Raw genomic sequence first — 24,218 nt, 5'->3', positions numbered from 1 at the left:
CGCGTCGCCGGCGGGCGCCGGCCACGCTTGCGGAGCGGGTTAAATGTAGCTACGTTTAATGGGTGAGGATCACCTTCGACGCCGCCAAGCGAGAGAAGACCCTGCAGGAGCGGGGACTGGACTTTCAGGATGCGGCGAAGGTGTTCGCGGGCCTGCACGCCACAGTGCCCGACGACCGGATGGATTACGGTGAGGCCCGCTTCATCACGGCGGGCTATCTGGACAGCCGGCTCGTGGTCTTTGTCTGGACCCCCCGCGGCACCGCGCGGCGGGTCATTTCCATGAGGCACGCCCATGCCAAAGAAGAACACCGCTGGCGCGTCCACCTGGGTGGATCCGGATGACGCGCCCGAGCTGACCGACGCATTCTTTGCCAAGGCCGAGGTACGGGAGGGCGAGACGGTGGTCCGCCGCGGCCGTCCCGCAGTGGCCAATCCCAAGGTGCAGGTGACGCTGCGCCTGGATCAGGATGTGGTCGAGCGCATGCGAGCAACCGGGCCGCGCTGGCAGAGCCGGATCAATGCGGCTCTGCGCAAGGCGCTGGATCTGCCAAAAGCCAGTTGAGCGTGTACATACACGCTGGATTTATGCTGTGCGCATGAAGCGGCAGGGCGAGGGTGCAAGGTGGTTTCAAAATCGACCGTGCTGGGGGCCGCAGGCGAACACTACGTCATGTGCCAGCTGCTGCGCCGGGGATTGATCGCTGCTCTAGCGCCGGTTGGCGTGCCCAACACGGATATTCTTGTCACGGACCAGATCGGCGCGCGCCTTTCGGCCATTCAGGTGAAGACGCGCGTCGAGAAGGGGAACGATGGCGGCTGGCACATGAGCCGCAAACACGAAAGCATTGCCTCACAGAACCTGTTCTATGCCTTCGTCGATTTTGGCGCGGATCTTTCGGCCTTGCCCATGTGCTTCATCGTTCCCAGCACTATCGTTGCGACGGTGATCGCGAGCACGCACCAGGCGTGGCTTGCTGCACCTGGAAAATCTGGACAGCAGCGGACCGACACGGACTTTCGCCGCTTCCTTCCTGACTATGATCGGGTGGACCCTGGTCTTGGCTACAGCAAGGGCTGGCTTGAACCCTATCGCGAGAAGTGGAGTCTGATCGAAGAGCAGGGCGACATGGCCTGACGCGATGTCGGTCACCGTGCCAAGGCGTTGAAACTGACAGGTAGTAAGTTGAGATCCTCGGCGGCTGCGTAGGCGGCGAGCTGCTCGGCACGGCCGATAAAGCCGGTGACCACGACATCCTGGCCGAGCAGCACTTGGCAGGCGCTGCCGGGGCATGCGGTGACGCCGTCCAGCTCGCCGGGGAAGCGCTCGGTCAGGGTGATGTCGAAGTCGCTGGGGCAGCGCTTGATGCCGCGCGAGACGCGGATCTCCTGCCAGCCCGACAGCCGCCGGCCCTCGACCAGGAGCGTCAGCTCACCGTCGTGAGGCATCAGATCGACCTTACAATTTTACCGAGAACGATATAGATTTTGAGCCGTTCTCACGTTTCTGTGATTAGGGGTAAAAATGATCTGGAGCGTGATGATCGGGATGGCCTTAGTTGGAACATCGGCGGCTATACTCATTCCTGGAAAATTTCTGGGGATAATGATGGCGCTAATGCCATTTTCTGCTTTTTTATACATTGGTCAGACAAATAAAAATGAGTGCAAATCGTGTCGGTTCAGGAGCAGTAATTCCTGTAATCCGCGAGTGGCAGACTGCTTTACTGGCCTAAAGCCTGAAAGGCCGGGGACATGAAGTTCAGATCCTCCGCGCCGGCATAAGCGGCGAGTTGCTCAGCGCGGTCGATGTCGCGGTACAGCCGGTAGGCGTGCACCAGCGCTGGCAGCGTGCCTGGCACGCTGACCGTGCGCAGCGTCTCCAAATCCGCCGCGCGGCGCGTCAGATCCTGCTGCACCGCGCCGCGAAGTGCCCGCAGTGCGGCGAGGCTGGCATCGTCGCCAAGATCCCCCGCCACCAGCTCCTCCGCCTCCAGCAGGCCGCAGAGCTGGTCGCGCAGCGCCACAGCCTCATCGTAGGAGGCCGGGGCGCTGGCGGCCGCGGCACGCGCCATGGCGACCAAGGCAGCGCGGCGGCAGGCCGCGCCCACTGCCGCCTGCATGGTGGCCATGGCCCTACCCACCGTGCCGCCGCCAGGGCTCTCGCCGGGCGTGAACCTTGCCAGCGGCGCCAGCAGGGTGATCTGCGCCGCTGGATCCAGTGTGATGCCGCGCAGGGTGGCGACCAGGTCCTGCAGGCCTTCCGCAAGGTCGGTGGTGGTGCTCATAGCCGATCCGCCAGGGTGGTGATGTCGCTGACCGCCTGGCCGACCGCGCGCTGCGTGCGGGACACGCGGGTGAGCTGGGCATTGACGGTGTTGGTGGCGCGGTCCAGTGCCGCCAGCGGGCTCTTCGGGCCGGACATGTACCTGCTTACCACCCGGTCGGCGCCCGGCACCAGGCCGCTCGCCGCACCGAGCAGGTTGCGCGCGTCGAGCGACAGGCGCGTGACGGTCGACGTCCAGCCGCGCAGCGTGCGCCGCGCCTGGTCGGCCGCCGCCGCGCCTTGGCGCAGCGCCGCGCCGGCCTGGGCTGCAAAGTCGCCCGCCGCCGCCTGATCCGCCGCGTCGGCGGCGGCCAGGATGGAGGAGAGCCCATCCTGGCCGAACTCCGGGTAGACCCGCTCGCCCGCCTCCAGGAACTGAAAGGACAGCTCCACCACCCGTCCCAGATCGTGCCGCGAGGTGGTGGCGAGGTTGACCAGGCTGACCTGGCGCAGCCCGAGGGTCGGGTGCATCAGCTCGCCCGGCCCTTCCCGCTCCGCCGCCTCGATCATGCGGTCCTGCTGGTCGAGGCAGTCGTCGCCGACCAGGAAGCCCAACACGGAGAGGCGCCGCATGCCGCGGCCGAGATCCTCGACCCAGGCGGTGTCGCGGTAGGGATATTCGTGCGGCGCCACGCGGCGGCTCACCTGGGTGTCGGTGTGCCAGACCGCAAAGGGCAGGCCGCGCCAAGTGGCCGGGCGCAGCGCGTCCTGCCAGCTCATGGCAGGCTGCCCGGCATGGCGCGCTCGACGCGCACCCCGCCATTCGGGTCGCGCGTCGTGGTGGTGGCGGTCACCCCGGCCGGCAGGCCGGAGATGCGCAGGTCGATGCGCTGCGGCGCCGCAGCGGACGGTGCGGCCGGCCCTTGCAGGCGTGGCAGCAGCCCCTCGGCGGTGCTGGCGCGGGCGGCTGCCTCCGCCTCGGCCCGGGCCGGGCGCTCGTAGCGGCGGGAGACTGTCGCGGCGGCCTCGGCGGCGCTCTGCGCGGCGCGCAACGCATCGCCGGCCGCGCGCTCCCGGCCCGCGGTCAGCTCGTGCTGCACGAAGGCCAGCTGGTCCTCGAAGCTGCTCTCACGGATGTCCTTGCCGGCCCAGAGGCGGAAATCCTGCAGGCGCGAATCCCGCCACTGCGCAATGCCGTGCGAGGCGCCGCCGTCGCCCACAGCGCGGTGGTTGAGCCCCGCACCGCTTTCATGGCGCAGATTGGCCACCAGGCCGGCAGCCTGCTCGGCCGACCAGCCCTGGCTGCGGAAGTAGGCAAAGGCCTGGCGCTGGCGGTCGCCCGGCGCCTCGTTGCCATGCCCGGGCAGTGCAGCGGACGCCGCTCCGCCGCGGGCACCAAAGCGCTGCTGGGCGCCGCCGCCAGGGGTGGTGTTGCGCCGGAGGCCCTGCACAAAGGCGCTGAGCCAGCCGGTCAGCTGGTCATAGCCCGCCTGCCGGCCGCGCTCGCGCTGGGCTGCATAAGCCTCATGGTCGAGGCCGAGGGCGCTATTGATGGCACGCTCGCCAAAGAGCCCGGCGCCCACCGCGCCCGCCGCGCCGAGCCCCGCGCCGCCCATCATGCGGGCCATCCAGCCCGGCGCCCGAAAGGCGCCGATGGCGGTGAGCGAGGTGGCGATGGCAGCCAGCGGCAGAACCAGGTTGGCGGTCAGCACCGCGCCCAGGCCGATGGCGGCCTTCTCCCACCCGCCCATCGCCTCCACCATGCCGGTGATGCCGGTGACGATGTCGCCGATGCGCGTCGCGATGTCCTGCAGCCCGCCCTCGGAGACAAAGCGCTCGGCCGCCGCGGCGAGACGGGTGACCACCTCCTCGACGCGCTGGGCGATCAGCTCGCGGTTGGCAGCGATCCAGCCGGTGAGCCGCTCCAGCATGGGGCCGATCACCGGCGCCAGGCGCTGGGCGACGCTGTTGACCAGCCCCTCGGCCGCCATCTTGAGGCGCTCCTGGGTCTGGGCGAACTTCGCCCCGATCTCCGCGCCGCGCTCGGTGATGACGCCAAAGCGCTGGGCATCCTCCTCCCAGCGACGCAGCCCCTTGGAGCCTTCCTTGAGGAAGGGCAGCATGGACTCTGGCAGGCGCAGCGCGCTCATCACCCGCGCCTGCAGGCGGGGATCGGCGATGCGGGCAATGCCGTCCGCCACCTCGGGCAGCACATTGGTCGCGCTGCGGGCCTGACCGACGGCATCACGCATGCGGATGCCGAGCAGGCCAAGGTACTGCAGCGCCGTGGTGTCGCGGCCGCCCACCGCGTCGGAGAGGGCATCGCCCAGGCCCTGCAGGCCCTGGGCCACCGCCTCGGCCGAGACGCCGGCCAGCCGACCCGCATTCTGCAGCGCGGTGAGGCTGGAGACGGTTGCCATCACCCGGTAGGCGGTGGTGCCCATCTGGGCGGAGAAGGCCGCCCAGCGGCTCGCCAGGCCGATGACGCCGGCGATGCTGGCGGCGCCGGTGATAGCGGAGAGGGGCGGGACGATCTGCGCCATGGAATGCGCCACGCGCCGCGCCGCGCCGGAGAGGCGGTCTAACTGGCTCAGGCTGCGCAGCCGGCTGCCGGCCTGGCCAAGCTGGCCCTGCAGGCGGGTGACGGTCGCGGCGATGCGGGCGATGGGCGCGGTGATGCGGTCGACCGCGCTGAGCGTGACCGAGAGGGTGCCGGCGGCGGCCGCCATGTCAGGATTCTCCGGGTTTCGCGGCCTTCAGCCGCACCGCCTCGCGCGCCCACCAGAGCAGGCGGGTGACGGGCAGCTTCTCCGCCTCGAAGGGACCCCAGCCATAGGCCAGGGTCACGGTGGAGATCAGCCCTCGCCAGCTTTCGCCAGGGAGGGCGGCGAAAAAGACGCGAAGTGCTCGCTGGCCCGCTCAATCACCCGCTGCGGCAGACGGTGCGCCGCCGGCATGGGGATGCTGGCGTTCAGCGAGATCAGCGTCAGGATCTGCTGCACCGCCTCGGTCTGCTTGCCCATCGCCAGCAGCTGGCCGGCGGTGGGCTCGCTGACGACGATGCTGTCGTAGGTCTTGCCGCCGACCTCAAACGGCGCGAAGCGGATCCGCAGCGGCGGCTTCTCCTCGATGACGGTTTCTTCGTCGGTGTAGATGTCGTCCACGATCAGCCCTCCCGCACGTCTTCGCCTTCGAAGCGCACCGCGAAGGTGGCTTCGGTGGAGTCCACCTCGACGGCCTCGACCGTCCAGAGGCCGGTGCCGCTGATGCGCTTGCCATTGGCCAGCTGCAGGGTCACCGAGACGTTGGTCATGTCCTGGAAGTCGCGCACGTTGAAGGTGCCGTCGTCGCGGATCGTCGCGGCGATGAAGCCCGGCTTCGGCGTCTCGGAGTAGCCGCTGACGCCGCGCATGCTGGCCAGCGTGGTGCGCGTGACCGAGGAGACGCCGTACTGCGGCTGCGACACCACCTCGTACTCGACGCCCTCGATCCAGAGCCAGACGAGACCGGCGAGGCGGCGCGAATTGTCGGCCATGGATCAGGTTCCCTGGCTGGAGTTGCGGGGCTGCACGACCGCGGCGAACTGGCGCAGCTGGTCGATCGGCACGATGGGGATCAGCCCGTCGACGCGGCAGCGGTTGGAGGCGTTGCGCTGGACGTCCAGCGCCGCGGCGAAGGCCTCGTAGTCCTGCACCAGGCCCTGGCGCTCCAGGAACCGGTACCGGCCGAGCAGCGCATCGCGGATGATGCTGGGCGTGACGATGCGCGAGCCCGGTCGGGCGCCGGTGCCATCATCGGCCAGCTTCATGCGGCCGAAGGTGGTGGTGACGAAGGCCCGCAGGTCGCGGATCACCGCCATCACGACGAACATCCGCTCAACATAGAGCTGGCTGTCATCGGCCACGCCGGCGGCGTTGCGCTGGTAGGTGGTGATGATGGTCTCGGTGGTGACCGTGCCATCGTCGGCCACCGTGTGGGTGCTCATGCCGTCGAACAGCAGCACATTGCGCTCGCCGATGGTGAAGCGCTTCTCCGCCGGCGGCGGCAGCACGTCGAGCGGCAGGCCGTGCAGCGGCAGGCCGGGGTCGGCGCGCAGGCTGACGGCGAGCGCGCCCACCAGGTTGGCGGCCCAGATCGCCGGCGGCGTCGGACTGTCATGGGCCGGCATCACCGTCAGATGCGGGTCGTTCTGCGCCAGGCCGAAGGTGGTGGCGTCACCCAGCGTGCCGGCGGTCGCCGCGAAGGCGTGGCCGTACAGCATCCGGTCCCAGGCCCAGCGCGCGGCCAGAAAGGCCCGGATGGAGGCGAGGGAGGCGCTGTCGGTGAACGGGCAGACGATGAAGTCGAACGTCCGGTCGCCCAGGTTGGCCAGCGCCGCGTCGAGCGCCGGGTTGGTGGTGCCGCCCGTCATCTGGGTCAGCGTGACACCGAGGCCGGCCGGGGTGGCCTCGCCGCCGGCGGCGCCGCGGTAGTTCAGCATCAGCGGCAGCTGGTTGCCGTTGAGGCCCTTGTTCTTGGCGGTCAGCGTCACCGTGCTCGTCGCGGCCGCGGCGGTCACCGGCAGGTCGGGCTGCGCGGTGATGGCGGCCGCCAGGGCGGTGGCCAGCTGCGCCGGCGTCTGGCTCGGCACCACCAGCATCTGCACCCGCTCGCCGCCCACATAGAGGTTCAGCGTGCCAGCGGCCGTGGCAGCAGTGGTGAAGGCCACCGAGCCCGTGGCCGCAACGCCGGCACCGGCATCGGCCAGCGGCAGCAGGTGCAGCTCACCGAAGCTGTCGCGCCGACGATAGGCGGCCGCCATGCGGGCCAGCTCGGAGCCGGCACCGGCGGCGCCGCGGCGCCACTCGGCGCCCTGGTCGATCACCGGCAGTCCGGCGGGCAGGGTGCCAGCGGCGGTCATCTGGCCGATCACGAGGGTGCGCTGCGCCTCGCTGCCGGTGTTGCCCTGGCTGTTGTCCAGCTCGGCAAAGAACAGGGGCACCCGCAGCGCGGCGGGGATGTCGCGGAACCCGACCATCAGCGGGGGGCCTCCTGGGCAAGGTTGGGGGTGAACTCGGGCGCGGCCAGCATCGCCTGCAGGCGCTCAGCGGCCAGGAAGCCCTGCACCGCCTCCAGCACCTCCTCAGGCGTGCGGGCGACGCGGATCTCGGTGGCCCGCGCTGGCTCCAGGTAGGAGAGCCGCATGGGCGAGATCATCCAGCCATTGCCGACGCGCTGGATCTCGAGGCGATCATTTGCCATCGGCAGCCTCCGGCGCCTCGACCACGTCGCCATCGCGCAGGCGGCGCAGCCAGTAGTCGGTGCGCGGCACGTCGCGGCCCTCGGCGGGCAGCAGGTCGCGCAACTCGGGGTCGCGCACCGCGCGGCCCTCCGAGGGGATCACCTTCATGGGTGGAGGTCCTTATGGCGCGGCGTCGAAGCGCGGCGCGAAGGTGAGAGTGGGCTCGTCGCAGACGATGGGCGGCGGCAGCAGCCGGTAGCGCTCGCTGAAGCGCAGATCGAAGGCGACCAGGGCACGGCCCAGCGTCTGCTCGGCGTCGCGGCCATGGACGCCAAAGGTGGTCCGCACGCCCTCGATGCGCTCGATCAGGCCGGTGCGCCCGAGCAGCTCGGGCGCCTGCATGACCGCATCGGTGACGGCGCCGGCCAGCGCCTCCAGCTCGTCCTCGACCGCCTCGGCCTGCTCGCCGGCGCGGGAGGCCTCGGCCACCCGGATCTCGACTGCCAGCGTCAGCTCGACGGCGTAGGAGGTGACGGCCGTGCCGGCGCCGGCCGGCGCCTTCTTGTCCTCCTGCCAGGCATAGACCAGCAGCGCCGGCAGCTCGCGCTCCTGCAGCGGCCAACTGCGCCCGCGATAGACCCGGCGCCGCACCGCCGGCACGCGCGCCTTGAGCAGCTCCACCACGGCGTGGCGGATGCGGGCCCGGGCGGAGGGCCAGTCGGTATCGCTCATGGCCCGGCGCTGCCGATCTTCTTGACGGGCAGGTAGACCCAGCCCTGGCCGTCCGGCTGTGCGTCGCTGGCGACGAAGCTGATGCCCCGGACCTGTACGCGGTCGCCCGCGTCATGCACGAAGCCCGGCGGGAAGTCGGCCTGACAGACGCCGATCTGCGTCTGCATGACCGAGACCGGCGCATCGCCATCCAGCAGGGCCTGGAGTTGGAAGCGGTCATAGATCGCCCGCACCCAGAGCAGGCCGGCCTGGCCGCGCGGCTGGTAGGCCACCCGCTCCGGCTCGGCGAAGGCCTCCATGACGGCGGCGTTCAGCGCACCGAAGTCGATGGCCATGGCGCGTCAGGTGCCGGCGCGGCCGCTCTGCAGCATCTCCGGCCGCGTGCAGATGTGCAGCGGGTAGGAGTAGGCTTCCTGGCGCCACCAGCTGTTGCGGTCGCGGTCGAAGATCGGCAGCACGTAGATCGGCTTGCCGGGGGTGTTCACCCAGTCGAAGGTCTCGCCCGGGGACAGCGCGCGCTCGAACACGCCGGGCGCGCCCACGGGGAAGAACTTCACCTTGTCGGCGCCGATGGCGATGGTGCTCTGGTCGTTGGAGCCCTGGTAGTTCAGCCAGTCGATGCCGGCATAGTGCATCGAGGAGAAGGCCGCGCCCTGGCGCAGCTCGGCGGCCGCCTGCCAGTTGAGGTAGGTCTTCACCACGTCCTGGTGGCTGATCAGGTCGTCCCAGAACTCGTCGCCGCAGAGCGCCTGCACGCGGGTGGTGGGGGTCCAGGCGCCCTGTGCCTTGCGCTGCATGTCGCGCACCACCGCGTTGCACTTGCGGCGCAGGTCGCCATCCTTGGGCGTGGTGGCCTTGAGGTTGAAGGCGATCTCGTCGGGCTGTGTGACGCCGAACTCGTCGAACCAGTTGAACAGCACCGAGCCGTCGGCATCGAGCAGCAGGCCCTGCACGGCGCCGAGGCGGTGCCGCTCCCAGGTGTACTCCATGTTGCTGGTCAGGCCGGTGGGGCCGGCCAGGCGCCGCGCCACCTCGGTCTGCAACTGCATCAGCACGCTCTCGGTGCCGAACTCGCGGATGCCCTGCAGCTCGGAGGCATTGATGGTGTCGCCATGCGCCAGGCGCGGCGTCTCGAAGTAGCGCATCTTGCGCTTCTCCGTGGTGCGCTCGGTCAGCGGCGCGCCGCGCTGGCTGGTCGGGATCACCACCAGCACGCCGTTGCGCTCCTCGACGGCGAGCGCCGTGGTACGGATGGGCTTGTCGGTGAAGATGTTGAGCGAGCCCAGGCCGGTCGGCAGGAAGGGCGTGCGCTCGACAAAGCTCGTCAGCTCCAGGGCCGAGAAGGCGTCCTGGCGGAACAGGTTCAGGATGGTCAAGGCGGGATGCTCCATCCGGGCGGCCGCGCGCCATGGGGCGCGCCAGGGTCCAGGCCCAGGGCTGCAGGAAAGGCGCCCGCAGATGCGGGCGCAGGGTGTCAGCGGGCGATGATGCCGCGCGTGGCCAGGTCAGCCAGCCCGGCGGTGCGGCCGGCCGCGTCCACCGCCGCCTCGAAGCGCAGCTCGGACGCGTTCACCTCGGCATCGCGCGCCACGATGGCGACGCGCTTCTGCCCGCCGGCGGGCACGATGACGCCGCCGTAGAGGATGCAGGAGGCGACCTCGCTGCCATCGGTGCCCGCGTTGTCGTAGGGCACTGCGCTGCCATCGGCGGTCAGGGTCGCCAGCACCAGGCCGCCATCCAGCACCAGGTCGGAGCCACCGGCATTCTTGACGACGATGCTGTCGCGGGAGCGAAGGCCGTTGGCCTCGCTGATGATGAAAGCGCCCGGATAGAAGCGCTCGTTGAGAACAGGGCTGACCATCGAGGCGGTCCCTTACTTGCTGCGGATGCCGGCGCGGTTGGCCGCGGCATCCCAGGAGGAGGCCACGGCCTGGCGGCCGGTGGGGGCGGGCGGGGCGGAGCCGGTGGGGCGCGGCGTGCCGAGCGCGCCCATGGCGGCGCCCAGTCCGCCCGAGCGGGCGCCGGTGCCGCCGCCATCGGCCGGCAGGCTGGCCAGCACGCCGATGGCCTCGCGGGCACTCATCTTGGTGGAGAAGGCCAGCTGCGCGGCGGCGGCGACGCGGCCGGTAGCATGCTTGGAGCCGAAGATGCGCGCGCAGCGGGCGCGCTCGCGACGGCGGGCGGCGCGCGCCTTGGGGTCGCGCTCGTCCGCCTCGTCCTGCTCCTCCTCATCATCCTCCTCGGCGGCGGTGCGGCGGCCCTTGGGGTCGCGCTCATCCTCCTCCTCGTCCTCCGAGGCACGCCGGCCCTTCGGCTTGTCGTCCTCGTCTTCCTCTTCGGAGGCGCGGCGGCCCTTCGGCTTGTCGTCCTCGTCCTCCTCCTCGGAAGCGCGGCGGCCCTGCAGCTTGTCGTCCTCGTCCTCATCATCGGAGGCGCGACGGCCCTGCGGTTTGTCGTCCTCCTCGTCCTCGGAGGCGCGGCGCGCCTTCTTGGCCTTGTCCTCGTCCTCGCGCTCATCCTCGGCGCGGGCGTTCTTGCCGGCATGGCCGAGCAGGTGCGCGAAGGACAGCGCCCGCAGCAGCGGTCGGGGCATGGGGTAACCTCATGGATGGGGGCGCCGGCCGAGATCGGCCCGGGCGCGGGGTGTCAGAGGGAGCGGACCAAGTCCGCCATGGCGGCCTGGGGAGCGCGCACCGCGTCCGCGAAGCCGATGGAAACCCCGGCCTTGCCGAGGAAGGTGCCGGCCTGGGTGGCCCGCACCGCCGAGGCCTTGAGGCCGCGGTTGCGCGCGACGGTCTCGATGAACAGCTCGCCCATCGTGTCGATGTCGGCCTGCATGCGCCCCAGCGCGCCCTTGGTGAGCGGCTCGTACTCGTTGCCCTCGGCCTTGAGCTCGCCGTAGCGGATCATGGTCACCGCCACGCCGGCGCTGCCCAGCGCCTTGGAGAAGTCGACATGCATGCCGATGACGCCGACACTGCCGGTGCCGCCGGTGCGGGGCACGGTGATGCGGTCGCAGGCGCTGGCGAGGGCGTAGGCGGCGGAGTAGGCGCTCTCGTCCAGGATGGCGTGCAGCGGCTTCTGACCGCGCAGCCCGTAGACGAAGTCGGTCAGGTCGAAGCACCCGGCCACCTCGCCGCCGGGGCTGTCGATCAGCAGGGCGATGGCCTGCACCTCGGGATCGTCCAGCGCCGCCAGCAGGTTCAGCCGGATGCCGTCATAGCCGGTCATGCCGGACCAGGGCGTCAGGCTGCCGAGCTTCTGCACCAGGGTGCCGGTGACCGGGATGATGGCGACGCCGGCCACCACCTCGTAGGGCCGTGCCTTGGCCTTGCGGCCGAAGCTCTCGCCCTCGTCCTCCTGGTCGAAAGCCATCGGCGCCAGGGCCAGCAGCTCGCCACCCCGGAAGAGGTGGGTGATGCCGAGCCGGTCGGCCAGCGCGGCCATCACCACCTCGGCCTTGCCGGGGTGGATTGCGATGGGCGTGTTGAACAGCCGCTGCGCCAGATGGGGGAAGCGGGTCATCAGCGGACGTTCTCCAGCGTGTCCCAGCCCCAGGGGGCGGGCGTGGCTGCCGACGCGGATTGGCGTCGGGCCGGGGGGATGGGGCCGGGGTGCAGCGCCCCGGAGCGGGCCAGTGTCACCCCGAGGTGGCTGCTGCCGGGTGCCGCCAAGCCCAGCACGCTCTCACCGGTGACCGCGGAGAGGGTGGCGGTGTGCGCCCGGGCCGCAGCAGCCGGCGCCGCGCGCAGGGCAAGCGGCAGCACCGCCGCGAGGCCCAGCAGGCCGCGGCGCTTGAGGTTCGTCATGCGGATGCCTTTCAGCCGTCCTGGCGGGGCAGCTGGCCTTGCTGGTTCTGGTACAGCGGCGAGCCCATGGCCCAGGTGGGCAGGGGCAGGCCGCGCTCCTTCATCATCCCCACCTCCAGCTTCCGCTGGTCGAGGACCTCCACGTAGTCGCGGCCCTGCTCGGCGCACTCGTCTTCCAGCGTGCCGAAGCCCGCTTCCATGCCGAGCACCGCGCCCTGCCGCTCCGCCACGGGATCCACCCAGCCACGCGCCGGGCCGATCCAGTCGCAGCGCATGTAGGCGGTGCGCATCTCGACAAAGGACGGCGCGTTGCGCGGCAGCGGCACCCGGCCCAGGTCGAAGACCTCCTCCAGGAAGGCCCCGTAGATCGGGTTGGCGAAGCCCACCGCGAAGTTGTCGCGGCGCCGCTTCAGCGTCTTCCAGGCCTCCAGCATCGCCGCGCGGGCAGAGCTGTAGTTGGTCTTGCTGTAGTCCCAGGTGAGCTGCTCAGCCGACTGGCCGGTCGCCGCGGCAAAGCGCCGCAGCACCGCGCTCTGGAACGCCTCGAAGCCGCTGTTGGGCCGGGTCGCGGCCACCGACTTGATCTCCTCGCCGGGCGCCAGCGCCGGGATGCGCGCGCCGCCGAGGGAGATCGGGTTGCTGCCGTGGTAGTCCTGGCGGAGCTTCTGGTACTCGCTGAGCCCGCCCTCGTTGAGGGCGTTGTTGACGTCCTCCGGATCGAAGGGGCTCTGGATGAAGGTCGCGAAGATCGTCTGCAGCAGCGCCTGCTGCAGCTCGGCTTGGTCGTATCGGGTCAGCATGCGCATCGCCGGCAGCACCGACGACAGGACGCTGACGCCGCGGTGCTGGCCGCGGCGCTCCACCTCGAAGTCGTGCACCACGATGGGCCGGCCCCAGGGCGTCTCGCGCGGGAAGAAGTCCCAATTCTGCGCCTCGGCCGCGTTGAAGTAGTCGCCCTGGTGCGCCTGGCGGATGTGGTGCCCCACGGCGGCACCCAGATCGTCCACCACCACGCCGCCACGCAGATAGCGCGTGTCCATCTGCTGCTGCGGGTTGGAGAGCCGGTCGGGGTCGATCATCTGCACGCTGGTAGCGTAGCGCGCACCGCCGTAGCCGACGCGTTCCGGCGTCCACAGCATCACCGCCAGTGCGTCGCCGTCGATCAGCTTGTGGCGCAGGCCGAGCCAGAACATCTGCGTCATGGTCAGCTGCCGCGCGGCGTCCGCGTGCTTGCCGGAATCATCCGCCCACATGCGGTACTCGGCCTCGATGGCGGTGCTGGCCTCGTTGGCCCACACCGCGTCGAAGGCCGATCCGTAGCGGCGGAGCGCCTGGTAGTCGGGCTTGGCGACCAGCCGGAACTGCGAGCCGATGGCGCTGTCGAGGATCCGCGTGACGCCGCCGGTGGCCCAGCCGTCATTGCGCACCTGGTCGCGCTGGCGGGCGACCATGCGGTCGCGGTCCTGGTTGATCTCGCCATCGGGCGAGCGCAGCCAGGGATTCCACTCGGCCGTTTCCTGCCCGAAGCCCGCCGCGTCATAGGCGAAGGCGCCGCCCATGCCGCCCGGTGCGCCGCGCTGTGCCGGGGTCATCGCCTGGCTGGCCGTCGCCGCCGCGGCGGCTTGGCGACGGGCCAGGCGGCGCTGCCGGCGGCTCACCGGAACACCACGCCGATGGCACGCCGGGGCTGACCGAGCGCGGCGTTGATCTGCCGGATCAGGCCGCGGATGCGGGTCTCGTCGGCGGCCGTGTAGCTGACCGTGCGCGAGCCATTGCCCTGGGCATAGGAGACGGAGGCCACCTTGGCCCCCGCGGCCAGCTGCAGCAGCGCCTGCTGCAGCTGGGCACGCTGCGCCCCCAGCTCGGCATGCGTCATGCCGGCGAAGGTGCCGCTCTGGATGGTGGCTGACATGCTGTCCTCAGGTGACCCAGCGCGCCTTGCGGGGCACGGCCGGACGGGGCGCCGTAGCGGGTGCCGGCGCGGTGGTGGATGCCGGCGGCCGAGGCGCGCCGGGCGTGGCAGGGGAAGTGGCCGGCGGTGGGGCCGCCGGCGTCATAGCCGGGATGGCTGCCGGCGGCGGGATCTCGCCCGGCGCCGGCTGGTAGGGCAGCGCGACATCGGCCACACGGCGGTTCAGCGCGGTGCCGAGGTGCACCAGGCCGCACAGAGCGGCATAGGCGTAGACCCGGCAGTCCAGCGCCTCGTTGCGCCGGCCCGGGAGAGGTTCCCAGACGCGGTACCGCTTGGCGCCCTTCTCGACCACCTTCTGCCGCTCGGCCAGCAGCTGGCTATACCAGCCGATGTCGCGGTCGGACGGCACATGCATGAAGCCGGGTCCGTGCGTTTCCAGGCCGAGGCGGCTGCGCACCACGTCCTTGGCGCTGTTCACGCCGATGACGATGGGCCGGTAGGTGGCCTTGGTGCGCGCCATCGGGCGCTTGGTGGGCCAGACCGGGTTGCGCTGCCCGTTGGTCGCACTCTCGCCCTTGATGCCCCAGATCTTGCGGCCGAGCCGCGCCTTGCAGAACTGGTAGACCTTCTCGGTGTTGTGGCCGCCGGTGTCGATGCAGGTCGCCGAGATGACGAACGGGCGGCCGTCCTCGCGGTAGAAGGTGCGCTTGAGGTAGGCATCGACCTGGTCCCAGACCTCGTCGCTGTTGGCGTCGCCCTCGAACACCACGTAGTCGAGCGACCAGCTCTCCTCGTTGTGCCCCCAGCCCACCAGCTCCAGCTCGACACGGTCGGGTTGCACGTCAGCGCCGACCGTCAGGATGCCGACGCCGAAGGGCACCTGGCCGGCCCACACCTCGCCGCGCTGCGCCAGCTTCTCGACGGCGAGCTGCTTGATGCCGTGCGCCCGGTAGGGCAGCCCGGCCTGGGTGTTCCACCAGGTCAGCTTGCGGTCTTCGTCGCCCTGCGCGGCCAGCCACTTCTCGGCGATGTCGGCCGGCCGGTCCTTCTGCCAGGGGGAGTAGAGCTTGCCAGCCTGGAAGCCCGCGTGCTTGTTCGGCACCGCCCAGCTGCCGCAGTGGCGGCACTTGGCCCGGTAGACCGCCCAGCGCGGGCCGGTCCACCAGTCCCAGACGGCATCGACCGGATCGGCCGCCGCGGGTGAGGGCTGCAGAACGCCGTCCTCGTCCGGCTCCTCCGCCGCGCGCCAGGCGCGCTCGTAGGCTTCCAGCGGCATCTGGTATTCGCCGCAGCAGGTGAAGGGCCGCGTCTGGTGATGGCGGATCGTCGCCAGCGCCTTCAGGCGTTCGCCCTCCGACCAGCCATGGCGGCAGGCCTCGCAGTAGATCCGCGCTGTCTCGGGGCGGTGGGTGCCGCCGTCCTTTTCCCAATCGACATGCTTGAAGAAGTCGAGGAACTGGCGGTGCGAGCAGTCCGGGCAGGCGATCGAGGCCCGGCGCTGGTCGGATTCCTTGTAGCTCGCCTCGATGCGGCTCTCGTCCTCGACGGTGGGCGAGCAGACGCGGAGCGATAGCCAATTGAGCGCGAAGGAGGCGGTGCGCTCCTCCGCCAGCATGATCGGGTCGCCCTCGCGGGTGACCGGGTACTTGTCGACCTCGTCACACAGCAGCACGCGGATCGGCCGGCGCGCCAGGTTGTCCGGGCTGCCGGCGCCGGCCAGCGCCAGGAAGCCGCCGGGAAAGCTCTTGTAGAGCAGGCTCTCGTCGCCCTTGCGGGTCTTGGAGCTGCCGACCAGCGCCCGCAGCTTCGGGGTCGCCCGGACCATCGGCGTGATGCGCTCGCGCGAGAACTGCTCGGCCGCCGCCTCCTTGGGCTGGATCAGCAGCATCGGGCAGGGGTCGAGGTGGGCGTGGAAGCCGAAGACGTTCTCCAGCAGCGCCGTCTTCAGCAGCTGCGTGGAGACCATCGCGGTGATGATGTGCACGCCGGGCTCGGTGACAGCGAGCATCGGCCCGCGGGCCACCTCCACCGTGCCGGTGTTCCAGTCGCCGGACGCGCTGCCGGCCTCCTTGGCCAGCTTGCGGACCTTGTCCGCCCAGTCGGGGACGCTGATGCGCGGCGGCGGGGTCCAGCCCTTCCGGGCGGACAGAAAGAGCTGCTCAGTCTTCGGGAGAGGTGAAGTCGGCTTCCGGCTCTCCAAGCGCTTCAAGCTGCTGCTGGACATAGGGTGTCAGGGCCTCAACCACCTTGGCGGCTTCCAGACCCAAATCGGCCGCCAGCAGCGGGCCGATGCGGGTCGGCCAGTTCATCCAGGCGTCGCGCGCCTGACGGGTCGTCTTGAAGAGCACCGTCTGAGCCACGGCGAGCTCCACCAGGGCGTTCGCCGCCTGCTGGGCGGCCAGCACCTGCTTGAGTGCCAGGGCGGCCTGCTTGGCGCGTTCCGAGACGGCGAGCGTGGGCGTCCGGCCGCCGAGCACCTGGCGGGCGAACTCGTCCAGGTCGAGATCCTCGTCGTCGCCGTCCTCCGGCTCCTCCGGGCGGCGCTGGCGCCGGAGGGCGCCGCCGCGCGGCTGCTCCTCCCGCTCCTCGAGGACGCCCGCCGGTGCGGACACAGGGGCGCGGACAGTGCGGACAGGAGGTGCGGACATGTCCGCAGTGTCCGCAGAGGTGTCCGCAGCCTTGTCCGCATGCCGGTTGGCCTTGCGCCAGCCGCTGCCGACCAGCGCCGGGTCCAGCGATCCATCGGGCAAAGTGCCGAGGAATCCGCCATTTATGGCGCGCCGGACCAGCTTGTCGTTGCAGCCCTCGCGACGGGCGAACTCGCGGATGGAGATCCCTGCGGACAGGGGTGCGGACACTGCGGACAAGATTTTGACCCCCTCAGCTGGGGTTGGAGCGCGGGGTGAAATGGCCCGCGCCCCACCCCCCTCCAGGAAGGACCCAAGAAGGGGGGTGGGGGGAGGCCGGCGGAGGCGAGGCCGGGATGCTCAGCGCCGCGCCGTGGCCAGGGCCTTGGCGAGCGATTGGCGGAAGGCCACGGGGAGAACCGAGGCGGCCACCTTCGTGACCCGCCGCTTGAAGCCGAAGCGGGGCTTGTAGGTCGCCTTCGTCGTGTAGAAGGCCAGCAGCTTCAGCTTGCCCTTCGTCCGCTGGTACAGGCCGGCGACGCCGTCGATGACCGCGCTCGACACGCCCTTGCGGGCCTTCGCCGCGGCGAAGGTGCCGCGCGCCGTGTTGCCGTACTGGTTGGTGCGGATGGCGCGCGGCAGCACGATGGCGCGCTTCTCCGGCGTCCGGGTACCGCCCGTCTCCTGCACCTCCAGGTACTCGGCCTGGCGGTCCTTCACGAAGACCCGCGCCTGCAGCCGCCCCTTCGTTGCCCGCGTCATGCTGATGGCGTTCATGGTGAAGGGCGTCGGCCGATCGAAGATGCGCGGCAGCTCCTTTCGCACCGAGTTGGCCGCCACCTTGGCGGTGTCGTTTAGCGCGGTCGCGGCGGCGTAGGGCAACTGACGTCTGGCCAGATTGTCCAGACGTCGGGCCAACGGCTGCAGATCTGTCTGTATATCGAACACCGAACTATGACCCAGCCAATTGCCAACCAAACCATCCAACTGCCATCAAAATTAAGAGAAGGAAGCTGAAAAATATTAACTCGAGCAACAGGCCGTGGATAACACCGCGCATCAGCGTCCTCCACTATTGGGTGGGTCAACCTCGACCAGATGTCCGGAGTAGAGCAGAGCATTGAGGATTTTGCTGTCTTGCCTCCCGTACCAACCAGGGCCGAGGTAGACCCGAGTGCCGCGAGGCCAGCTCAGAAAGGTGCTCACGGAGCAGTCACCCACTGCATGCACCTTGTCGCCGTCCAGTGCTTGGAAGCAATCCTGCCCTTTGTTCTTCCAGCCCCATTTCTCAATCGCTGCCTGCTGGGCAAGGCTGAGATCGCCACAAACCAGCAGTGCTGATGAAAACTTCGAAGCCAGTTCATTGGACTTCAGAGGTTTAGACATTTCAGTTGTGACAAACATTCAACTTCTCCGAAATTGAGTGCCTGACGAGAAGGAGCAGGATCTTAGGTGTCCTGCCCTTCATTGATACAACCAAAAATGGGCAAAAATTTTCGTGTCACTACCGTTATGGTGTTGCCAATTTCGTGATCACCGAATCTCAAGCGTGGTGTAGGCTGAACGGCCCTTCTTTGGCGGCAGCCGCTTGCCCAGCATCGAGCGCGTGATGAGTTCCCCTGGAAGATCAGGTGTGCCCAGCACCTCGGTGCGGGTCAGCACATGCTTGCCTGCATAGGCGATAGGCGCCTCGCCCATCGCTGTCAGCAGCACCGGCTTCAGCTCCTTCAATCGCTTCTCCAGCCGGTTCTTCTCCGGCGCCATCACGGCGTATTCCGCCGCCGCCTTGATGATGGCTGCGTCGGTCAGTACCGGATGATTGCTGCCGGCGACAGGCGCGACAACCGGGGCTTCGGCTTCGGCAGGCTTGCGGGCACGGACCTTTTTGGGGGTTGCGGGATCAGCCGGGTTGCGGGCCATCGGGGGAAGTCCTCTTCAGGATGCGCGCCACCTGCACGGGGTGCCAGACGTCACCACCGGCCGGTGTGCGGATGCCGCGCGCGGTCAGCGCCTCGGCGATCTGGGTGTGATTGGTGCAGCCCGCGCGCTGCGCCGCCTGGATGGCTGGCAGCACATCCCGGGCATGCTGCTCGGCACGGGCGATGCGGATCCCGGTGGCCTGGCGCGCGGCCGTGCCGTTGCCAGTGCGGAGCCGGGGATTGCCGAGCCGGATGCCGCGCGCCTTTGCCGCCTGCAGGGCGGCCTTGGTGCGTGCGGAGATCATCTCGCGCTCATGCTCGGCGACGGCGGCGAGGATGTGGATGGTCAGGCGGGAAGCGTGGGGGTTGTCGCAGGCGACGAACTCGATGCCCGCCTCCATGAGGTTGGAGACGAAGGCCACGTTGCGGGCCAGGCGGTCGAGCTTGGCGATGACTAGGGTGGCGCGGCGGGAGCGGCAGGCCGCGATGGCCGCCGCGATCTGCGGCCGGTCGTTCTTCTTTCCGCTCTCCACCTCCCGGAACACATCCAGGATGCGGCCGCCGGCCGCGCGCACATGGCGCTCAACCGCCTCTTGTTGGGCCTCCAGGCCAAGGCCGCTGGCGCCCTGCTTGTCGGTCGAAACGCGGTAGTACGCGATGAACCCTGGCACGCCGCCCCCGCCTCCCAGCCTCTTCAGCGGGGTTTTGCGGGCCATTCTGGGAGCCGATCATGGGTCGGTGGGGGTGAACACTTCCAAACGGACGTTTGACGAAATGTGCAGGCTACTTCGTCAACGCCGAAAGTAAGAGGCTACTTGCTCGCCTGAGGCTTGCCGCAGCACAAGGCCAGGAAGCCGGCCAAGTCTTCCCGGCTACAGGACAGCTTGCCTGCGGCTTCATCCAGCTCTGCGGGAGTGATTCTCTCGCATTCGGCCTCTGAGCGACACTGGTCGGCCAACTGCAGTATCCGCGTCCACCCACTGCTCTTTTGGAGACTGGAGGTAGCGAGCTGGCGGTTCACCCAATCGGTGAGAAAGGCTTCAGGAGCACGGACCATATGGATCCAGTAAGCCTGCTCTGCAGCCTGCTGTCACCACCATCTGTTTCAAGGGCTGACGGACGTTGCCACCGTTGGTACAGCCGCGCCCATTTCATGGGGCGGCTGCGCCGGCGGCGGCAGAGCCTCGTCATCGGCGAGCGGCCACATGCTGGTGACGCGCAGCGCGGCGCACTGCGGGTGGTTCACCCCACAGATCCGGTGCGGCTGGTCGCGCTTGGCCGGGCAGATGCAGGCATAGGGCGTGGTCATGCGAGCACGCCCAGCGCCACGATGCCCTTCTGCCGGAGCGGAAAGGCCAAGCGCTCCATGGCCTCACCCCAGAGCCGGGCCTCGCCATGGTCGCGCTTCGGATCCGGCGTCGCCTGGCGCTCGCCCCAGATGCGCAGCACACGGGCGTGCGCCAGGTCGATGCGGCGCTGGCGGTAGAGCCGGTCGAGGCATTTCACCACGTCATCCGGCTCGCAGGGGCGCGCGGTCCGTCCGGGCTGGAGGCACAGGCCGGCACCGCCACGGCGCGCGATCAGCGCGGCCATGGTCCAGAGCCAGGCATCCTCAACAGTGTTGAACGGCCGCGCGCCCCCATCCGCGCCCTTGCCAGGCGCGTCGGTGAGGTTCATCGGAAGGCTTTCTGCGGGGGGAGACGCGCCTCAGCGCGCGGGCAACAAAAAACCCGGACCCCTTCCGGGCTCCGGGCGCACCTCTAGCGGCAGCGGGTTGAACCTCGCAAAACCGTGAGCGGCTGTCAAGCACGATGTCAGGGCAGGCCCATATGGGCCGCCAGGTAGTCGAGGGCGGCCGGTACCGACGCCATGGCCGGGTGCGGTTCGTGCTGGATCACCAGAGCCCGCACGGCATCGGCAGGACGCGTGCCACAGTCCCGCTGGATCAGCTCCATCCAGGCCTGGTACTGTCGCCAGGCTGTGCGAGCCGCTCGCTCCTGATCGCCCGTCAGCTCCTGCCCCACCGCCCGGCCGCCAGAGCCCCAGCCCTTCGGCAGGGCCAGCGCCGGCAGCGCGTCGCGCCAGTATTGCCGCAGCCACCCGGCGGCTTCCTCCTGGCACTCGGTGAGCCCCAGCGCCACCAGCGGATCATGATCGGCTGTCGCCAGGGCACTCGATCCTGGCACCCCAGAGTGGCAGATCGGCCGGGCGCGCATGGCCGCGCCATCCGCACCCCGGTCGCTCTGCAGGATGCCCACCCGAGCAGCCGCGCGCTCCTGCGCGGCTCGCCGGTCATGGGCACTCAGGGCAGCAACGCGCGTCGCCTCGGCGCGCTGCACATCCCGGCGCTGCGCGGCCAGCTCCTGGCCCACCAGCAGCCCTGCCCGCTCGCGGAATCGCCGCGCCTGACCGGGGTCAGGCACGTCCACCCCCGGCGCGACGGCGCGGCGATGGCTGGTAGGCAGGATCGAGCCCGGCTCGGGCGCTGCCGGCGGCTCCGCCAGCAGCTCGCCCTGCACACGCGCCCAGATGCGCGAGACCCGCCGGGCCCAGAGCCGGGCGGGGAACTGACCGTCGGCGCAGTTGGAGCGCCGAACGCGGCCCGCCGAAGCGGGCGAGGATCCCTGCGCGAAGGGCGGCAGGGCGACAGACAGATGCGACACACGGACCTCTGGCGGCGGACCCCCGACCGGCGCCAAGACGAAGTGCTATCACGGGTGCGTGATCAAGAGTAGCAAGATTTGCGTTAAACGCAATTTCCGCGTGCAGTTTTTTGGCCGAGAGCGCGGAAAGGGCGAGATGGATCATGCTGCGGCCGCCATCTGCGCGCCCAGCAGGCGCTGCGCGACCTGCCAGGCCGGCAGGTCGTGGGCCCGCATGAAGCCCTCCATGCGCAAGCGCTCCTGGTGCTCGGCCGAGACGCCGGCCCGAACGACCTGCACGTAGCGCTCCACCCGCTCGCGCTGCTGCGGCAGCAGCCCATCGTCATCGCGGATCAGCGGCATGGGCTCCTCGGCCGCGTTCAGTCCGGAGCTTCCCTCCTTGGCCCGCTTCATCCGGGCGTCGATGGCGCGGAAGATCCAGCTCACCGCGTCACGCCTCGGCTCCTCCAGAGCCTCCTCCAGCACCCCCAGCACCAGGGCGCAGTCGTCTCTCGCGGCCTGAACGAACTTCCCCAGCAGGGCCTTCGCGGAACGATGCGGCTTGCCCGTCAGCCGCTTCAGCAGCTCCAGCCCCTCGGTGTCGATTTCCTCCCGAACATCTCTGCCCGCTTCCGGCACGGCCGGCGCAGCCGGCGGCGTTCCTGAGCGAAGCGAAGGAACGGAATCTCCTCCCCTCCCTCCTTCCTCCTCCATCGGCCCTGACAATCGCCGACTGGTCGGCGACCGGTCGCCGACAGGTAGCCGACCGTCCGGCGACGCCTTCTGCGAGGCGCGGCGAGCGGTCGCTGCCATGTCGCCGTCGCCGTCATCGCCGCCCATGGGAGGCAGAGGCTTCTCGGAGCAGGTGTGGCTGTTGGATGGAAGATCGACGTAGCGGGCCACCTCGTCCGTGATAGGATGCACGGCCTTCGGCTTCTCAGGGCGCTGGAAGCGGCGAAAGTTGCGGATCGCGCCAAAGCTCTTCCCGTCGACTTCGTAGCGCATCAGCATGCCGGCGTTGCGCAGCTCCTCCAGCAGCTCGGCAGCGTCGCAGGCATCTGCGGGAAGGATGCGCATCTTCAGCGTGAGGACCTTCCAGGCGAACACGCCCTGGTCGTCGGCTTCGGTCCATAGGCCGATGACGAAGAGCCGTGCCGCGTGAGAGACAGAAACGAAAGCTTCGTCCGTGAAGAGGCCTGGATGGATGCTACGGATGCGCGCCATGACTAGACCTCCAACGTCTGCAGGGACACGAACCCACCTTCGGCCAGCCGCGCCATGCGCTCGTGCACCGCAGACGCCGGCACGCAGCTGTGCTGCGCAATCTCGGCCAGAGTGGTCGTGTGGGTCGGTTCTTCGGCCGAGAGATCAGAAAGGCTGACGAGCACCGCCAGCAAGCGGTGGTCGATCAGCCGCACTCGCCCGAGTGTGATGCGAGGGTGAATGCCCTGATCTTGGCCTTGGGGGTCGCGATCTGTAGTCATGTCCCGGCATCCATGGAGTTGATCGGAAGCGCCGGCGGTTGCAGCCGCGGCGCTTCATCTGTGGTTTCCGCAATCCACCCGAGGCGAGGCCCATCGGCCGGCGGCGCTGCATCCCAGACCATCCAGGCATAGGGAGTGGCGCCGCCCGTCTCTCGGGCATTCGGGTCATCGCCGCGCCACATCGTCAGGCGCGACGAGAACACCCAGATTCGGTTCGGAGGCCGGACGCGAAACAGCGTCCGGTGCCTGCGCATCCCTTCCAGGAAGGCGAGGCGCAACAGCAGGGCCACCCGCTGTGCTCCGAGCGCCTGCGCATGCAGCAGGAATGGCGCAGCCAGGCTGTAGGGCGGATTGGTGACGATGCTGGCGCTGCCACCACGCATCGTCTGCTCGCGCAGAAAGTCGACGCCGCCTAGGCCCCAGCCGCGCGGCACCAGGTCAGTGCTGTGCGTCTCGTAGCCGGCTGCAATCAGCACGCGCGCCATGGCGCCATCGCCAGCCGCGCACTCCCAGATCGGGCCCGGGAACGTCTCGCGCGCCAGCAGCGCGGCCGTGGCGGCCGGCGGCGTGCGGAACCACTCATGCGGGTCCTGCCGCGCGCCGCGCCGCTCGCGTTTCAGGCGCCCGCCGCCGACCCCACCCGGTAGGCCGTCGACGGCAGGCTGCCGCTCACCATAGGGGCGGGGGACCCCCGGTGAGATCTGGATGGGGGCGCTCATGCCGGCCCCCGGATCTTGCGCTGGGCGCGGTGCCCTTGCAGCGCTGCCAAGATCCGCATTCCCTTGCGCACGACATGCGTGATTTCGCGTTCGAGTGCGGCCTCGTCCGCAGCGCACAGCACGCCATCCGCCAGCCCTTCGGCGAAAGCCTGATGGAACTCGCCGAACTCCTGGCTCAGCTTCGCCACCAGATGCGGCAGGCTTTCGGAGGCGGTCTCGTCCAGGCGCGTCAGGGTGTAGCCGCGGCGCTGCACCAGCAGCTCGGTGATGGGCGACGCTTCGGAGACCTCTTCCAGCCGGTCCAGCACATCGAGCGCGATGAACTGGCAGATATGCGGACTTTGGTAGCCGCTGAGCACCGTTGTGCCGACCCGCGTGCAGGAGGCCGCCGCTGCCAGCCCGCCCACGCGCTCGATCAGCATTCGGGTGCTGGTCTTCAGCGCCAAATCGCCAGTGGAAAGGGGACGCTGCGCCATCATGCGAAAGGCTTTCTATTGGCCACGCTCAGGCTATGAGCGAGAACTGCCAATGACCTATGCCCGGAAGGGTTGTGGCGGCGGGCGCAGCTTGGCCCTGGAGAGGTCGGGCGGGGCATATCGGCCTTCTGGCGGATCTGGGTTTAGGGCTCTGCGCAGGGGGCTGCGCAGGAACAGGCGGATGGATCTCGATGCGGCGACAGTGGGAGACCTGTTCCTGGGTGCGACCATCCTGCTGGCCACGATTGCACTCGCCATCGCGCGGCCATGGCGCAGGCCAAGAGCCACCGATGAGGCAAGCCGCTCTTCCCAGCCTGCCCAGCGCAAACCCACTCCATGTCATTGCTGCTCACCGCCTGAGGGGGAGCCGCCCAGCACGTAGTCGGTGCCGGACCCAGCACCACCACAGCCG

34 protein-coding genes are annotated in these 24,218 nt (G+C 69.6%); 3 read left to right on the top strand and 31 right to left on the bottom strand.

Going from position 1 to position 24,218, the window contains the following annotated elements; translation table 11 throughout:
• Positions 1–62: 62 nt before the first annotated feature.
• From ACFOY6_RS14010 to ACFOY6_RS14000, 3 genes are all read left to right on the top strand, one after another.
• Positions 63–344, top strand: coding sequence for a BrnT family toxin (locus ACFOY6_RS14010; protein ID WP_379651326.1), 282 nt, complete (start codon positions 63–65; stop codon positions 342–344).
• Positions 295–564, top strand: coding sequence for a BrnA antitoxin family protein (locus ACFOY6_RS14005; RefSeq protein ID WP_379651324.1), 270 nt, complete (start codon positions 295–297; stop codon positions 562–564). Before ACFOY6_RS14010 ends, ACFOY6_RS14005 begins: the two co-directional genes overlap by 50 nt.
• 108 nt (positions 565–672) lie before the next feature.
• The gene (locus tag ACFOY6_RS14000; protein WP_379640685.1) at positions 673–1,137 is read left to right on the top strand and encodes a hypothetical protein; all 465 of its coding nucleotides are present in this window, start codon (positions 673–675) and stop codon (positions 1,135–1,137) included.
• Positions 1,138–1,148: 11 nt separating this feature from the next.
• On the opposite strand, the gene ACFOY6_RS13995 is transcribed toward ACFOY6_RS14000, so the two are convergent.
• From ACFOY6_RS13995 to ACFOY6_RS13845, 31 genes are all read right to left on the bottom strand, one after another.
• Entirely contained in the window at positions 1,149–1,448 is a 300-nt protein-coding gene (locus tag ACFOY6_RS13995) for a phage baseplate assembly protein (protein ID WP_379640684.1), read from the bottom strand.
• A 275-nt stretch (positions 1,449–1,723) separates the two neighbouring features.
• The gene (locus tag ACFOY6_RS13990; protein WP_379640683.1) at positions 1,724–2,287 is read right to left on the bottom strand and encodes a hypothetical protein; all 564 of its coding nucleotides are present in this window, start codon (positions 2,285–2,287) and stop codon (positions 1,724–1,726) included.
• Complete coding sequence (locus tag ACFOY6_RS13985; protein ID WP_379651322.1) at positions 2,284–3,045, bottom strand: DNA circularization N-terminal domain-containing protein; 762 nt, start codon at positions 3,043–3,045, stop codon at positions 2,284–2,286. The genes ACFOY6_RS13990 and ACFOY6_RS13985 overlap by 4 nt, the downstream gene beginning before the upstream one ends.
• Entirely contained in the window at positions 3,042–4,994 is a 1,953-nt protein-coding gene (locus tag ACFOY6_RS13980; protein WP_379651320.1) for a phage tail tip lysozyme, read from the bottom strand. The genes ACFOY6_RS13985 and ACFOY6_RS13980 overlap by 4 nt, the downstream gene beginning before the upstream one ends.
• Positions 4,995–5,120: 126 nt before the next feature.
• Positions 5,121–5,429, bottom strand: coding sequence for a phage tail assembly protein (locus ACFOY6_RS13975; protein WP_379640680.1), 309 nt, complete (start codon positions 5,427–5,429; stop codon positions 5,121–5,123).
• 2 nt (positions 5,430–5,431) lie between these two features.
• Positions 5,432–5,800 (bottom strand): phage tail tube protein, encoded by a 369-nt coding sequence (locus ACFOY6_RS13970; protein ID WP_379640679.1) that lies wholly within the window; start codon positions 5,798–5,800, stop codon positions 5,432–5,434.
• 3 nt (positions 5,801–5,803) lie between these two features.
• On the bottom strand, positions 5,804–7,282 hold the full coding sequence (locus tag ACFOY6_RS13965) for a phage tail sheath subtilisin-like domain-containing protein (RefSeq protein WP_379640729.1): 1,479 nt from the start codon (positions 7,280–7,282) through the stop codon (positions 5,804–5,806).
• A complete protein-coding gene (locus ACFOY6_RS13960; RefSeq protein WP_379651318.1) occupies positions 7,282–7,506 on the bottom strand; it encodes a hypothetical protein in 225 nt (74 codons plus the stop codon). The genes ACFOY6_RS13965 and ACFOY6_RS13960 overlap by 1 nt, the downstream gene beginning before the upstream one ends.
• Complete coding sequence (locus ACFOY6_RS13955) at positions 7,496–7,654, bottom strand: DUF2635 domain-containing protein (protein WP_379640676.1); 159 nt, start codon at positions 7,652–7,654, stop codon at positions 7,496–7,498. The genes ACFOY6_RS13960 and ACFOY6_RS13955 overlap by 11 nt, the downstream gene beginning before the upstream one ends.
• Before the next feature lie 12 nt (positions 7,655–7,666).
• Positions 7,667–8,218 carry a hypothetical protein gene (locus tag ACFOY6_RS13950; RefSeq protein WP_379651316.1) on the bottom strand — a complete coding sequence of 184 codons (552 nt, stop codon included), beginning with the start codon at positions 8,216–8,218 and terminating at the stop codon, positions 7,667–7,669.
• Entirely contained in the window at positions 8,215–8,553 is a 339-nt protein-coding gene (locus ACFOY6_RS13945; RefSeq protein WP_379651314.1) for a head-tail joining protein, read from the bottom strand. The genes ACFOY6_RS13950 and ACFOY6_RS13945 overlap by 4 nt, the downstream gene beginning before the upstream one ends.
• 6 nt (positions 8,554–8,559) lie before the next feature.
• Positions 8,560–9,594: a major capsid protein gene (locus tag ACFOY6_RS13940; RefSeq protein WP_379651312.1), complete on the bottom strand. Its 1,035-nt coding sequence runs from the start codon at positions 9,592–9,594 to the stop codon at positions 8,560–8,562.
• A 98-nt stretch (positions 9,595–9,692) separates the two neighbouring features.
• Entirely contained in the window at positions 9,693–10,079 is a 387-nt protein-coding gene (locus ACFOY6_RS13935; protein ID WP_379640725.1) for a head decoration protein, read from the bottom strand.
• A gap of 12 nt (positions 10,080–10,091) precedes the next feature.
• Positions 10,092–10,811, bottom strand: coding sequence for a hypothetical protein (locus ACFOY6_RS13930; RefSeq protein WP_379651310.1), 720 nt, complete (start codon positions 10,809–10,811; stop codon positions 10,092–10,094).
• Between the two features lie 53 nt (positions 10,812–10,864).
• Positions 10,865–11,743 carry a S49 family peptidase gene (locus tag ACFOY6_RS13925; RefSeq protein ID WP_379640723.1) on the bottom strand — a complete coding sequence of 293 codons (879 nt, stop codon included), beginning with the start codon at positions 11,741–11,743 and terminating at the stop codon, positions 10,865–10,867.
• Positions 11,743–12,027: a hypothetical protein gene (locus ACFOY6_RS13920; protein ID WP_379651308.1), complete on the bottom strand. Its 285-nt coding sequence runs from the start codon at positions 12,025–12,027 to the stop codon at positions 11,743–11,745. Before ACFOY6_RS13920 ends, ACFOY6_RS13925 begins: the two co-directional genes overlap by 1 nt.
• Positions 12,028–12,038: 11 nt before the next feature.
• On the bottom strand, positions 12,039–13,685 hold the full coding sequence (locus ACFOY6_RS13915; protein ID WP_379651306.1) for a phage portal protein: 1,647 nt from the start codon (positions 13,683–13,685) through the stop codon (positions 12,039–12,041).
• Positions 13,682–13,939, bottom strand: coding sequence for a gpW family head-tail joining protein (gpW, locus tag ACFOY6_RS13910; RefSeq protein WP_379640721.1), 258 nt, complete (start codon positions 13,937–13,939; stop codon positions 13,682–13,684). Before gpW ends, ACFOY6_RS13915 begins: the two co-directional genes overlap by 4 nt.
• 7 nt (positions 13,940–13,946) lie before the next feature.
• Entirely contained in the window at positions 13,947–16,139 is a 2,193-nt protein-coding gene (locus ACFOY6_RS13905; RefSeq protein ID WP_379651304.1) for a phage terminase large subunit family protein, read from the bottom strand.
• Positions 16,099–16,806 (bottom strand): hypothetical protein, encoded by a 708-nt coding sequence (locus tag ACFOY6_RS13900; RefSeq protein WP_379651302.1) that lies wholly within the window; start codon positions 16,804–16,806, stop codon positions 16,099–16,101. The genes ACFOY6_RS13905 and ACFOY6_RS13900 overlap by 41 nt, the downstream gene beginning before the upstream one ends.
• Positions 16,807–16,926: 120 nt before the next feature.
• Positions 16,927–17,484, bottom strand: a complete 558-nt coding sequence (locus ACFOY6_RS13895; protein WP_379651300.1) for a hypothetical protein — start codon at positions 17,482–17,484, stop codon at positions 16,927–16,929.
• 141 nt (positions 17,485–17,625) lie between these two features.
• The gene (locus ACFOY6_RS13890; RefSeq protein WP_379640717.1) at positions 17,626–17,970 is read right to left on the bottom strand and encodes a hypothetical protein; all 345 of its coding nucleotides are present in this window, start codon (positions 17,968–17,970) and stop codon (positions 17,626–17,628) included.
• Between the two features lie 129 nt (positions 17,971–18,099).
• Entirely contained in the window at positions 18,100–18,486 is a 387-nt protein-coding gene (locus tag ACFOY6_RS13885; RefSeq protein ID WP_379651297.1) for a hypothetical protein, read from the bottom strand.
• Entirely contained in the window at positions 18,467–19,201 is a 735-nt protein-coding gene (locus ACFOY6_RS13880) for a recombinase family protein (RefSeq protein ID WP_379651294.1), read from the bottom strand. Before ACFOY6_RS13880 ends, ACFOY6_RS13885 begins: the two co-directional genes overlap by 20 nt.
• Positions 19,202–19,590: 389 nt before the next feature.
• The gene (locus tag ACFOY6_RS13875) at positions 19,591–19,794 is read right to left on the bottom strand and encodes a hypothetical protein (protein WP_379640715.1); all 204 of its coding nucleotides are present in this window, start codon (positions 19,792–19,794) and stop codon (positions 19,591–19,593) included.
• Positions 19,791–20,162, bottom strand: coding sequence for a hypothetical protein (locus tag ACFOY6_RS13870; protein WP_379640714.1), 372 nt, complete (start codon positions 20,160–20,162; stop codon positions 19,791–19,793). Before ACFOY6_RS13870 ends, ACFOY6_RS13875 begins: the two co-directional genes overlap by 4 nt.
• A 137-nt stretch (positions 20,163–20,299) precedes the next feature.
• Positions 20,300–21,148: a hypothetical protein gene (locus tag ACFOY6_RS13865; RefSeq protein ID WP_379651292.1), complete on the bottom strand. Its 849-nt coding sequence runs from the start codon at positions 21,146–21,148 to the stop codon at positions 20,300–20,302.
• 141 nt (positions 21,149–21,289) lie between these two features.
• Complete coding sequence (locus ACFOY6_RS13860; protein WP_379640712.1) at positions 21,290–22,351, bottom strand: hypothetical protein; 1,062 nt, start codon at positions 22,349–22,351, stop codon at positions 21,290–21,292.
• Positions 22,352–22,353: 2 nt separating this feature from the next.
• Positions 22,354–22,545 carry a helix-turn-helix domain-containing protein gene (locus ACFOY6_RS13855; protein WP_379640711.1) on the bottom strand — a complete coding sequence of 64 codons (192 nt, stop codon included), beginning with the start codon at positions 22,543–22,545 and terminating at the stop codon, positions 22,354–22,356.
• Between the two features lie 62 nt (positions 22,546–22,607).
• Positions 22,608–23,330 (bottom strand): hypothetical protein, encoded by a 723-nt coding sequence (locus ACFOY6_RS13850; protein ID WP_379640710.1) that lies wholly within the window; start codon positions 23,328–23,330, stop codon positions 22,608–22,610.
• Positions 23,327–23,809 carry a phage regulatory CII family protein gene (locus tag ACFOY6_RS13845; RefSeq protein WP_379640709.1) on the bottom strand — a complete coding sequence of 161 codons (483 nt, stop codon included), beginning with the start codon at positions 23,807–23,809 and terminating at the stop codon, positions 23,327–23,329. Before ACFOY6_RS13845 ends, ACFOY6_RS13850 begins: the two co-directional genes overlap by 4 nt.
• Between the last annotated feature and the right edge of the window lie 409 nt (positions 23,810–24,218).

It is taken from the genome of Teichococcus aestuarii, from assembly GCF_042651065.1.
In the GTDB taxonomy this organism is placed as follows: Bacteria; Pseudomonadota; Alphaproteobacteria; order Acetobacterales; family Acetobacteraceae; genus Pseudoroseomonas; species Pseudoroseomonas aestuarii.
Note: the sequence above shows the minus strand (reverse complement) of the source record. Positions and strands in the feature narration are given on the sequence as shown.